The organism is Paenibacillus sp. FSL P4-0113 (assembly GCF_038009305.1).
GTDB lineage: Bacteria > Bacillota > Bacilli > Paenibacillales > Paenibacillaceae > Paenibacillus > Paenibacillus polymyxa_D.
The window spans coordinates 2,158,600-2,170,000 of sequence record NZ_JBBPAZ010000001.1 but is presented as its reverse complement, the minus strand read 5'-3'; the positions used below and the strand labels follow the sequence as shown (position 1 = coordinate 2,170,000).

The 11,401-nt window shown below is 48.4% G+C and carries 8 protein-coding genes, 11 tRNA genes and 2 rRNA genes (1 of these 21 cut by a window edge); all 21 read left to right on the top strand.

The features are described from left to right. Nucleotides 1-1,980 (top strand): 23S ribosomal RNA (locus tag MKX46_RS08995); it begins 948 nt to the left of the window's first position. A gap of 150 nt (nucleotides 1,981-2,130) precedes the next feature. Then, a 5S ribosomal RNA gene (gene rrf, locus MKX46_RS08990) occupies nucleotides 2,131-2,247 on the top strand. A gap of 19 nt (nucleotides 2,248-2,266) precedes the next feature. Further along, nucleotides 2,267-2,342: transfer RNA gene (locus tag MKX46_RS08985), tRNA-Asn, on the top strand. Between the two features lie 3 nt (nucleotides 2,343-2,345). Further along, nucleotides 2,346-2,437: transfer RNA gene (locus MKX46_RS08980), tRNA-Ser, on the top strand. Between the two features lie 17 nt (nucleotides 2,438-2,454). Then, nucleotides 2,455-2,526 (top strand) — tRNA-Glu (locus tag MKX46_RS08975). Between the two features lie 10 nt (nucleotides 2,527-2,536). After that, nucleotides 2,537-2,612, top strand: a tRNA-Val gene (locus tag MKX46_RS08970). 29 nt (nucleotides 2,613-2,641) lie between these two features. After that, a tRNA-Met gene (locus MKX46_RS08965) sits at nucleotides 2,642-2,718 on the top strand. Between the two features lie 26 nt (nucleotides 2,719-2,744). Then, nucleotides 2,745-2,821: transfer RNA gene (locus MKX46_RS08960), tRNA-Asp, on the top strand. A gap of 28 nt (nucleotides 2,822-2,849) precedes the next feature. Beyond that, a tRNA-Lys gene (locus MKX46_RS08955) sits at nucleotides 2,850-2,925 on the top strand. A 35-nt stretch (nucleotides 2,926-2,960) separates the two neighbouring features. Next, nucleotides 2,961-3,035, top strand: a tRNA-Gly gene (locus MKX46_RS08950). A 5-nt stretch (nucleotides 3,036-3,040) separates the two neighbouring features. Beyond that, a tRNA-Arg gene (locus tag MKX46_RS08945) sits at nucleotides 3,041-3,117 on the top strand. Between the two features lie 12 nt (nucleotides 3,118-3,129). Continuing rightward, a tRNA-Leu gene (locus MKX46_RS08940) sits at nucleotides 3,130-3,209 on the top strand. Between the two features lie 7 nt (nucleotides 3,210-3,216). Continuing rightward, nucleotides 3,217-3,290, top strand: a tRNA-Pro gene (locus MKX46_RS08935). Nucleotides 3,291-3,405: 115 nt separating this feature from the next. Beyond that, on the top strand, nucleotides 3,406-4,110 hold the full coding sequence (locus tag MKX46_RS08930) for a BofC C-terminal domain-containing protein (RefSeq protein ID WP_029514796.1): 705 nt from the start codon (nucleotides 3,406-3,408) through the stop codon (nucleotides 4,108-4,110). A gap of 229 nt (nucleotides 4,111-4,339) precedes the next feature. Continuing rightward, a complete protein-coding gene (gene ruvC / locus MKX46_RS08925) occupies nucleotides 4,340-4,843 on the top strand; it encodes a crossover junction endodeoxyribonuclease RuvC (RefSeq protein ID WP_029514797.1) in 504 nt (167 codons plus the stop codon). Next, a complete protein-coding gene (ruvA, locus tag MKX46_RS08920) occupies nucleotides 4,840-5,454 on the top strand; it encodes a Holliday junction branch migration protein RuvA (RefSeq protein ID WP_341071167.1) in 615 nt (204 codons plus the stop codon). The genes ruvC and ruvA overlap by 4 nt, the downstream gene beginning before the upstream one ends. Nucleotides 5,455-5,504: 50 nt before the next feature. Further along, on the top strand, nucleotides 5,505-6,512 hold the full coding sequence (ruvB, locus tag MKX46_RS08915) for a Holliday junction branch migration DNA helicase RuvB (protein ID WP_013372650.1): 1,008 nt from the start codon (nucleotides 5,505-5,507) through the stop codon (nucleotides 6,510-6,512). Between the two features lie 228 nt (nucleotides 6,513-6,740). Then, nucleotides 6,741-8,834: a SpoIID/LytB domain-containing protein gene (locus MKX46_RS08910; protein ID WP_069012456.1), complete on the top strand. Its 2,094-nt coding sequence runs from the start codon at nucleotides 6,741-6,743 to the stop codon at nucleotides 8,832-8,834. Nucleotides 8,835-8,841: 7 nt separating this feature from the next. Then, on the top strand, nucleotides 8,842-9,870 hold the full coding sequence (gene queA, locus MKX46_RS08905; protein ID WP_029514801.1) for a tRNA preQ1(34) S-adenosylmethionine ribosyltransferase-isomerase QueA: 1,029 nt from the start codon (nucleotides 8,842-8,844) through the stop codon (nucleotides 9,868-9,870). A 20-nt stretch (nucleotides 9,871-9,890) separates the two neighbouring features. Continuing rightward, nucleotides 9,891-11,030, top strand: coding sequence for a tRNA guanosine(34) transglycosylase Tgt (tgt, locus tag MKX46_RS08900; protein ID WP_029514803.1), 1,140 nt, complete (start codon nucleotides 9,891-9,893; stop codon nucleotides 11,028-11,030). A gap of 34 nt (nucleotides 11,031-11,064) precedes the next feature. After that, nucleotides 11,065-11,400 (top strand): preprotein translocase subunit YajC, encoded by a 336-nt coding sequence (gene yajC, locus MKX46_RS08895; RefSeq protein ID WP_029514804.1) that lies wholly within the window; start codon nucleotides 11,065-11,067, stop codon nucleotides 11,398-11,400. The last annotated feature ends 1 nt before the right edge of the window (nucleotide 11,401 follow it).

Here is an 11,401-nt window from a genome sequence, read left to right as displayed (position 1 = left end):
AGCTCAGTCAAACTCCGAATGCCATAGATTTAGTTCCGGGAGTCAGACAGTGAGTGCTAAGATCCATTGTCGAAAGGGAAACAGCCCAGACCATCAGCTAAGGTCCCCAAGTGTGTGTTAAGTGGGAAAGGATGTGGAGTTGCACAGACAACCAGGATGTTGGCTTAGAAGCAGCCACCATTGAAAGAGTGCGTAATAGCTCACTGGTCGAGTGACTCTGCGCCGAAAATGTAACGGGGCTAAACACACCACCGAAGCTATGGCTTGATGCTTGCATCAGGGGTAGGGGAGCGTTGAATGCGGGTTGAAGGTGTACCGTAAGGAGCGCTGGACTGCATTCAAGTGAGAATGCCGGTATGAGTAACGAAAAGATCTGTGAGAATCAGATCCGCCGAAAGCCTAAGGGTTCCTGAGGAAGGTTCGTCCGCTCAGGGTAAGTCGGGACCTAAGGCGAGGCCGATAGGCGTAGTCGAAGGACAACAGGTCGAAATTCCTGTACCACCGTAATCCGTTATGAGCGATGGGGTGACGCAGTAGGGTAGTGACGCGGACTGATGGATGTCCGTCTAAGCAGTGAGGCTGGTGTGTAGGCAAATCCGCACATCGTTAAGGCTGGGCTGTGATGGGGAGCGAAAATTGTAGTAGCGAAGGTCATGATCTCAGACTGCCAAGAAAAGCCTCTAGCCAGGAGAAGGTGCCCGTACCGCAAACCGACACAGGTAGGCGAGAAGAGAATTCTAAGGCGCGCGGAAGAACTCTCGTTAAGGAACTCGGCAAAATGACCCCGTAACTTCGGGAGAAGGGGTGCCTCGGTAGGGTGAATAGCCCGAGGGGGCCGCAGTGAAAAGGCCCAAGCGACTGTTTAGCAAAAACACAGGTCTGTGCGAAGCCGCAAGGCGAAGTATACGGGCTGACGCCTGCCCGGTGCTGGAAGGTTAAGGGGAGTGGTAAGCTCGCAAGAGCGAAGCTATGAACCGAAGCCCCAGTAAACGGCGGCCGTAACTATAACGGTCCTAAGGTAGCGAAATTCCTTGTCAGGTAAATTCTGACCCGCACGAATGGCGTAACGACTTGGGCGCTGTCTCAACGAGAGATCCGGTGAAATTTTAATACCTGTGAAGATGCAGGTTACCCGCGACAAGACGGAAAGACCCCATGGAGCTTTACTGCAGCTTGATATTGAATTTGGGTACGATCTGTACAGGATAGGTGGGAGCCGTAGAACTTTGAGCGCCAGCTTGAAGGGAGGCATCCTTGGGATACCACCCTGATCGTATCTAGGTTCTAACTTGGTACCGTGAACCGGTGCGAGGACAGTGTCAGGTGGGCAGTTTGACTGGGGCGGTCGCCTCCTAAAGAGTAACGGAGGCGCCCCAAGGTTCCCTCAGAATGGTTGGAAATCATTCGAAGAGTGCAAAGGCAGAAGGGAGCTTGACTGCGAGACCTACAAGTCGAGCAGGGACGAAAGTCGGGCTTAGTGATCCGGTGGTACCGCATGGAAGGGCCATCGCTCAACGGATAAAAGCTACCCTGGGGATAACAGGCTTATCTCCCCCAAGAGTCCACATCGACGGGGAGGTTTGGCACCTCGATGTCGGCTCATCGCATCCTGGGGCTGAAGTAGGTCCCAAGGGTTGGGCTGTTCGCCCATTAAAGCGGTACGCGAGCTGGGTTCAGAACGTCGTGAGACAGTTCGGTCCCTATCTGTCGTGGGCGTAGGAAATTTGAGAGGAGCTGTCCTTAGTACGAGAGGACCGGGATGGACGTACCGCTGGTGTACCAGTTGTTCCGCCAGGAGCACCGCTGGGTAGCTATGTACGGAAGGGATAAGCGCTGAAAGCATCTAAGCGTGAAGCCCCCCTCAAGATGAGATTTCCCAATTAGTAAGACCCCTTGAAGACGACGAGGTAGATAGGTTGGGGGTGGAAGTGCAGTAATGCATGGAGCTGACCAATACTAATCGGTCGAGGGCTTATCCTAAGATAAGACGCAATGAGTTTCGGATCCAGTTTTCAGGGTGTAACCTTGAAGGTATGTACAAGTGACATACAACAAGCGCATGGCTATTCATTCACACGATAAGTGATGAACTGAATAGCCGTACGGAAGAATTTGCGTAGCAAATTCATGTTTGGTGGCGATAGCGGAGGGGTTCCACACGTACCCATCCCGAACACGACCGTTAAGCCCTCCAGCGCCGATGGTACTTGGACCGCAGGGTCCTGGGAGAGTAGGACGTCGCCAAGCAGAGCTTTATGATTATTATTCCCTGATAGCTCAGTTGGTAGAGCACTCGACTGTTAATCGAGTTGTCACAGGTTCGAGTCCTGTTCGGGGAGCCATATGGAGAGGTGTCCGAGTTGGCCGAAGGAGCACGATTGGAAATCGTGTAGGCGCCAAAAGCGTCTCGAGGGTTCGAATCCCTCTCTCTCCGCCATAATTATTTTATTGTATGGCCCGTTGGTCAAGGGGTTAAGACACCTCCCTTTCACGGAGGTAACAGGGGTTCGAATCCCCTACGGGTCATAAGTAGTATGGAGGCTTAGCTCAGCTGGGAGAGCATCTGCCTTACAAGCAGAGGGTCGGGGGTTCGAGCCCCTCAGCCTCCACCATTTATTTAAATAGCAGTCCCTAATATTATCGCGGGGTGGAGCAGTTCGGTAGCTCGTCGGGCTCATAACCCGAAGGTCGCAGGTTCAAATCCTGCCCCCGCAACCAATTAACTTTTGAATGTAAACTGCTATGGAACTGTGGTGTAGAGGCCTAACATGCCTGCCTGTCACGCAGGAGATCGCGGGTTCGAATCCCGTCAGTTCCGCCATTTTCACAAAGTTATGTTACCCTGTTGGGAGCCATTAGCTCAGTTGGTAGAGCACCTGACTTTTAATCAGGGTGTCGAAGGTTCGAGTCCTTCATGGCTCACCATTCATGCACTTATATGTCATGGATATAATGATATTGCGGACGTGGCTCAGCGGTAGAGCATCGCCTTGCCAAGGCGAGGGTCGCGGGTTCGATTCCCGTCGTCCGCTCCATATTTGCGCCCTTAGCTCAGCTGGATAGAGCGTTTGACTACGAATCAAAAGGCCGGGAGTTCGAATCTCTCAGGGCGCGCCATTAACTTCATAAGCCGGTGTGGCGGAATTGGCAGACGCGCGCGACTCAAAATCGTGAGGGAAACCGTGGAGGTTCGAGTCCTCTCACCGGCATGTATTTCGGGATGTAGCTCAGCTTGGTAGAGCACCTGGTTTGGGACCAGGGGGTCGCATGTTCAAATCGTGTCATCCCGATTCAAAAGGAAAGTCGCTGGAAGCAGCGGCTTTTTTGTTATATTAATTATCTTTTTGTATAAATCAGTAATCGCCAGGTCACACTAACACAAAAAGTGGGACGGAAGGGATTACTGTGAAGCGATTAAGTTGGAAAAAGCAGATGAAACGGCGCTGGAAACAGTGGAGAAGAACAGTGTGGGCCTGTAGCATTTTGGGTGCGGCTTGTTTGCTGGCAGGGTTGGGTATTCTGTTATCGAATTATATGCAGGCTATGTTGTCACAGCCACTCGCTACTACCGTCATGGCAGAGGAGGGCATGGAGGAGGCTTCACATCTCGGTCCAACTGAAGATCACTCCTCACATATGCAACTATTACAAAGTATTCGTGCTTCCGGTATAAGCAGGAAGACCCGTCTGTTAACCACCTACGTATGTGGTACGGAAACACTTTCCTTGGGAACGCTAAGTTCACAGCAGCTAGAGACCTTACTGAAGCAACATCCCGATTGGAAGGGACGACTTAATACCAAAGGAGAGGTGTGGCTGGAACGCAGGGTGGAAGACTTGTCAGAGTCATGCAAAGAGCGTGGATACATGGGTTTGAGCACTGACGGCCAGCTTACATTGTATGAAGGACTGCCTAAAAGAGAAAAAGTTATCCGCACTTTTTTTCAATTGGATGTGGGTTCCATGGAGACGGCCTTGCCAGAAGGGGTGTATAAACAACTTCAGCAGGGAATCCGTGTACAGGATATAAATGAGTATAACAGTGTAATTTCCACTTTTAGTGACTTTGCCGTGGAGCGAACACAAAGGGTATTAAAACAGCACTATTGATTACAACTGCGAGACGTTAGGCTTTGCCCATGAGGTGAGGCTTGAAGCGTCTCTTTTTATGTTTTTACTCATGTTTAAATTTTTTCCTCTATTAGATACAAAGTTTTGTTATAATGAAAAGAACGACACATATGTTCGCTTTATATGGTATTTGGCTTTTGAGTATATTCAGGATAACGTTGACTATTGGTTAGTTACGCCATGATTGAGCGATAGAGGAGAGATTTTTTTGCGTTTTCTAGGAATTGATCCGGGTATTGCTATTGTGGGCTTCGGGTTTGTAGACAAGATTGGCAGTAAAGTGGTGCCTGTACAGTATGGCTGCATCCAGACGGAGGCTCATACACCGGAAGAAGAAAGGCTGCTTCATGTGTATGAAGGCATGTTGCAATTAATAGATAAATATAAGCCTGATGCAGTAGCACTGGAGAAGCTCTTTTTTAATCGCAACGTTACAACCGCTATGTCTGTAAGTCAGGCACGTGGGGTGCTGGTGCTGGCTGCAAAACAACGTAATTTGCCTATAGGTGAATACACGCCGATGCAGGTAAAGCAGGCTATTGTAGGGTATGGTAAGGCTGAGAAGAAACAGGTACAAGAAATGGTTAGAATGTTTCTAAAGCTTCAAACTGTGCCGAAACCGGACGATGTAGCGGATGCTTTGGCGGTGGCTATTTGTCATGCGCACTCCTATGGACTAAATTCAAAATTAAATGAGGTATTGCGAAAATGATAGATTTCTTGCGTGGTTCTGTGGCCCATTTGGAAAATGAATATGTCGTTTTAGATGTACAGGGTGTAGGGTACCGGGTATTTTGTCCGAATCCTTACGCGTTCGCCAAAACTGAAGGTCCAGTGGTTGTTTATATTCACCATCATGTAAGGGAAGATGCTATTTTACTGTTCGGTTTTGCGACCCGTGAGGAGCAGCAGCTATTCCGTAAACTGATTGATGTATCTGGTATTGGACCGCGTGTTGCGCTTGGTATTTTAGGAGGCGGTACGCCTGCTCATGTGGTAACGGCGATTTATCAGGAGAATATCACATTTCTCACCAAGTTACCGGGGATCGGTAAAAAGACGGCACAACGTATGATTCTGGATTTGAAAGACAAGCTGGACGGTATTGGCTCGTTGGGGATGGCAACCGGATTGTTTGCTGAGCCTGTCGTAGAAGAAGGCGAAGGTTCATATTGGGACGAGGCCCGTGAGGCGCTCAAGGCGCTCGGTTATACTGATACTGAGTTGGATAAGGTATGGAGCAGAATGAAGAAAGATGCGAAACCTGATGAATCTGCCGATATTTTGATGAAGCGGGCTTTGCAACTGTTGTTTGCCGGATAGGACGCGGATGTCCGTTAACAAGTGTCTGGTGAAAAGAGGAGCGATGGAATATGGATGACCGGATTATTTCCGCCAATTTGATGATGGAAGACCAGACGGCGGAGCTAAGCCTTCGCCCCCGTTATCTAAATGAATATATCGGGCAAAATCAGGTTAAGGAAAATCTGAAAGTATATATTGAAGCGGCCAAAATGCGTAAAGAAGCGTTGGACCATGTACTGTTGTACGGACCACCTGGGTTGGGTAAAACAACTCTTGCTAACATTATTGCCAATGAGTTGGGGGTTAATCTGCGTACGACTTCAGGTCCTGCAATTGAAAGACCGGGAGATTTGGCAGCATTGCTGACCAATCTTCAAGAGGGTGATGTTTTGTTCATTGATGAGATTCATCGCCTTCATCGTACGGTGGAAGAAGTCATGTATCCGGCGATGGAGGATTTTGCGCTGGATATTATGATTGGTAAAGGCCCGAGTGCACGCTCGGTCCGTCTGGATTTGCCGCCCTTTACTCTTATAGGGGCCACTACGCGCGCTGGGCTGCTCTCTGCGCCATTGCGTGATCGGTTTGGTGTTATTAGTCGATTAGAGTTTTATACGACAGACGAGCTGGCTTACATTGTGTCTAGGAACGCGGATATTATGGAGATTGAAATTGTCGGGGATGCGGCGGAGGAAATCGCATTGCGTTCACGGGGGACACCGCGTATTGCCAACCGACTATTAAAAAGGGTGCGTGATTTTGCCCAAGTTGCCGGAGACGGAATTATTCATTCTGAGTTGGCTGCAGAGGCGCTAAAGAGACTTCAAATAGATCCTCTCGGGCTGGATGAAATTGATCATAAAATGCTTAAGGCCATGATTCATTCATTCCGGGGCGGACCTGTAGGATTGGACACAATTGCTGCAACCATTGGTGAAGAGAGTCAGACTATTGAGGACGTGTATGAACCCTATTTGTTACAAATTGGTCTTTTACAAAGAACACCTCGGGGACGAACAGTGACTCCGGCGGCATATGCCCACCTTGGAATCCCCATGCCAACGGATCCACGGTGATTAGGAAACATGATGCAGTTTTTAAAAAAATTATTGCATGGTTACATGCAGTATGGTGAATACGGTATCGGCTGACGGATGACTGAGGGAATGAGAGTATAAGTAAGATTTTGGCGGGTTTATATTTTGGTTTATTCCGCCGATGTATTTAAAGGGACAGACAAGGATCGAGAGCCCGATAAATTACGCAAATATAAGTGCTAGGCAGCTAGATTGGGGGAGCCAGAAATGAGTGGAAAAGCATTTAACCGAGAAAGTATTTTCGGTGCATGGATGGGCCGGGCCAAACGAGCAGCAGCGATTATGGTATTAGCTACAGTGTGCATACCTTGGTCTTCGGGCGTTCACGCTGCCGCCGCCCAAGAGGATATTCGTGTAGTGATTTTTGCGGATCTAGGCAGCAAATATAAAGCGACAGTCCCCGCTGTAACCTTGAAATCATCAGGAGGTCTGAGTGTTGGACAGAACAGTGGAGGCAGCTTTCAAACTTGGATGGGACTGCCAGACAGTACAGCTCGTTTTAGTGTAGACAGCTATCGGGTGAAGGTACTTGAAGGAAATGAAGCAGCGGCGATAAAAGCGGCGCAAGCCCTGCAAAAGACTAATGATAAACCTACGGTTTTTATCGGTTCAAAAAATGGTAGCTCTGTGTATCAAGTGTACGCGGGAATATATGCTAGTGAACAGTCTGCGCAGGCTGCTGTACAGCGGATTTCCTCGGCAACCGGAGCGCAGGCCGAGGTGAAGGGAAACAAGCATTGGTCCACTGGAAGCTACGGAAGCGAGCAGGAAGCTAATCTCGTTCGAACGACAATTGCTGCGGCGGGCTTTGATGCTTTTACTGTGATTCAATCAAGAGGTCAGTATGCCGTGTGGGTTGGAGAAGAAAGTAATGACAGCAAGCTGTTGGCTTTGAAAACTGAGTTGGAGAGCAAGCAACCGAGACTCACGCTGTCTAAAGTTAATGGTACTCAAACTGGCCTCATTATAAGACAGGAAGCAGGAGTCACGACTGGCTCGCAGGTGATGTCTCATTACATGCTAAGTGGTTCTGATAATAGCAAGGTAATTGTCAGCGGTGGTAATGATGGAATACAAGTGATGGAAAGATCACAGCGTATATATCGCGGCGAGATGGAGATTGGCATGACGTCAGGTCAGCTGGCGCTTGTGAACGAAGTTCCTTTGGAGCAGTATTTGTATTCCGTGGTAGGAGCAGAGGTCTATTCCTCATGGCCAGATGAAGCGCTCAAGGCTCAAGCGGTAGCGGCTCGTAGCTACGCGCTTGCCCAAGGCAATCGGTTTCAGATCGGCAATGTGGTAGACGGCACGTTAAGCCAGGCTTACAACGGTAAGAGCTCGGAACATGCCAATGTCAATGAGGCTGTAGATGCAACAGCTGGTGAAGTCATTAAAAGTGGCGGCAAAGTGGTCGAAGCTGTATTTTCATCTAATGCGGGCGGTGTGACAGCAGATGCTTCTGAGGTGTGGAACAGTGGTGGCGAAGCCTTTGCCAGCGTAGACAGCTCGGGGGATACTTCGGCGCAAAAAGGAGCACAGGAATGGTATCATGTACTTCTCTCCAGTGGCAAGACAGGGTATATTCGTGAGGATAATGCTAAGGAACTGGAGGGTGTCACAGAAGCGGGGTTAGACAAAATCACCGTCACTGCGGAAAATACAAATGTGCGTCCTATTCCCCAAATTCAATCGACGGTTACACCAATAGCCAAGGCGCAGCCGGGTGAAGAGATCATTGTATTAGAAAAGGTGCCTCAGTCCGGAGACTATGCATGGGTGAGGGGGCCCTTTACGTCAGCTCAGCTTGCTAAATCCCTGCAAGGAAAAGTAACGGGTACAGTGCCTTCCTCTATTAATCACCTCGATGTCACCAAACGTGGTCCATCAGGGCGAGTGTTGGAGGTTGAAGCGAACGGATCCCCTTTGAAAGTGAAGTATCCGGATATGTTTCGCTCAGCAATGGGCGGACTCCCGAGCACACTGTTTGATATTGCGAGTACCGGAAGTTATACTGTATTAGGCGCTGATGGGGCTACTTCTCATGTAAGTGGTACACAAGGCACTCAAATCCTGTCCGCATCTGGCAGCAGTACTTCAAGTGGTAACGGGGTGATCGTCATGAATGAAGATCGTCATGCACGAGTCATTGACAAAACACAAAGCTTTATTTTTACAGGTAAAGGAAATGGTCATGGTTTGGGCTTATCCCAATGGGGTGCCAATGGTTTGGCCGAGCAGGGGTATGATTACAAGAAAATTTTGCAACACTATTATAAAAATGTGGATATAGTTAAGGACTGACCAATATATGAACGTAAACGACTACGATTTTGAACTGCCTGAAACATTAATTGCACAGACGCCTTTGCTTGATCGGAGCGCTTCCAGATTACTGACATTAAACAAAAATAACGGTGAAGTGGGCCATCATACGTTTTCGGATATTGTGCAGTATCTCCAACCAGGGGATACGTTGGTATTAAACGATACGAGAGTGATTCCTGCACGCTTGTTTGGCATCAAGGAAGACACGGGAGCTAAGGCTGAGGTTTTGTTGCTTAAGCAACTGCAAGGGGACCGATGGGAAGCATTGGTGAAACCTGGTAAAAAGCTGAAAAAGGGTGCTGTTATCGTTTTCGGTGATGAGCTGAAAGCAGTAATTGAGGAAGAAGGAGATATGGGCGGCAGGGTACTGTCATTTTCATATGACGGTATTTTCCAGGAGATATTGGACCGCTTGGGCCAAATGCCGCTTCCGCCGTATATCAAGGAACAACTGGATGACCGCGAGCGCTATCAGACCGTTTATGCTCGGCATGAAGGTTCGGCTGCGGCTCCAACGGCAGGGCTGCACTTTACAGAAGAATTGCTGGACCAGATTAAAAAGAAGGGCGTTACCGTTGCCTTTATCACACTTCATGTTGGCTTAGGGACGTTCAGACCGATGTCTGTGGATACGATTGAAGAGCATGTAATGCATGAAGAATACTATTCATTGTCACAGGAAACAGCCGATGTGCTCAATGAAACCAAGGCGCGCGGTGGAAGAGTCGTGGCGGTGGGGACGACCAGTTGCCGGACGCTGGAGACGGTGGGTAATAAATTTGGTGATGGAGTATTAGAGGCCAGTAGTGGCTGGACACAGATTTTTATTTATCCAGGCTATGAATTCCGTGTGGTGGATGCGATGATTACGAATTTTCATTTGCCCAAATCCACCTTGGTTATGCTGGTCAGCGCACTGGCGGGCAGGGAGAATATTATGCATGCTTACCAGGAGGCGATTGACCGACAATATCGGTTTTTCAGCTTCGGGGATGCAATGTTCATTTATTAATTAAGGATGGTAGAGAAAATATGGCACCAGCAATAAGATACGAACATATCAAAACCTGCAAGCAATCGGGAGCCCGTCTCGGGCGTGTACACACTCCTCACGGAGTTATTGAGACACCAACCTTTATGCCTGTGGGAACTCAAGCGACTGTTAAAACGATGAGTCCTGAGGAACTGAAAGCGATGGATGCTCAAATTATTTTGAGTAACACGTACCATTTGTTTCTTCGTCCTGGCCACGATATTATTCGTGAAGCGGGTGGACTGCACAAGTTTATGAATTGGGATCGCCCTATTTTAACGGACAGCGGCGGATTCCAGGTGTTTTCTTTAAGTGAAATGCGCAAGATTTCAGAGGAGGGTGTTCATTTTCGCTCTCATTTAAATGGAGATAAAAAGTTTCTTTCGCCTGAAGTGGCGATGGAAATTCAAAACTCACTTGGCTCAGATATTATGATGGCCTTCGATGAATGTCCGCCGTTTCCGGCTGAATATGAGTATGTGAAAAAGTCACTGGAACGCACCAGCCGTTGGGCTGAGCGTTGTCTAGAGGCACACGCGCGTCCTCATGATCAAGGTCTGTTTGCCATTGTTCAGGGAGGCATGCATGAAGATCTGCGCAGGCAAAGCGCTGCGGATTTGACTTCCATGGATTTCCCGGGGTATGCTATTGGTGGACTGAGCGTAGGTGAACCGAAACATTTGATGTATGAAGTGCTCGATTATACGGTTCCTCTGCTTCCCACCAACAAGCCACGTTATTTGATGGGCGTGGGTTCGCCTGATGCTTTGATTGAAGGCTCTATCCGTGGTGTGGATATGTTCGATTGTGTACTTCCAACCCGAATTGCTCGCAACGGGACAACGATGACCAGCCAAGGTCGTCTTGTCGTTCGCAATGCCCAATATGCAAGTGATTTTGGCCCGCTCGATCCTGCTTGTGATTGTTATACCTGTCGCAATTATTCACGTGCTTACTTGCGACATTTGATTAAAGCGGATGAAACCTTCGGGCTCCGACTGACAACGTATCATAACTTGCATTTCTTAATACAATTGATGCGTAATGTCAGACAAGCGATTATGGATGACAGGCTGCTTGATTTCCGAGATGAATTTTTTGAGCAGTACGGTCTTCATGATAATGATAAAGGATTTTAAGTTTTAGGGAGAGTATACGAAAGGGGGATTTAACATGTTTCATTTTGCTACAGCCGCTGCTACACCCGGTGGAACTGGCGGACTTTTTCAAATGATCTGGCCACTGGCTCTGATGTTTGTAATCTTCTATTTCTTGCTGATTCGCCCGAATCAGAAAAAACAAAAGCAACGTCAAACGATGCTTCAAGCTTTGAAAAAGGGAGATAAAGTCATTACAATCGGAGGTCTTCACGGTACAATTATGGAGATTACGGATGATGTAGTAGTTTTGCGTGTGAATGATGTCACGAAGCTGACCTTTGACCGCAGTGCAATCAGCAACGCGATTGCAAAAGACACGGCATCTGAGGAAGTTGTTTCCAAATCGTAAA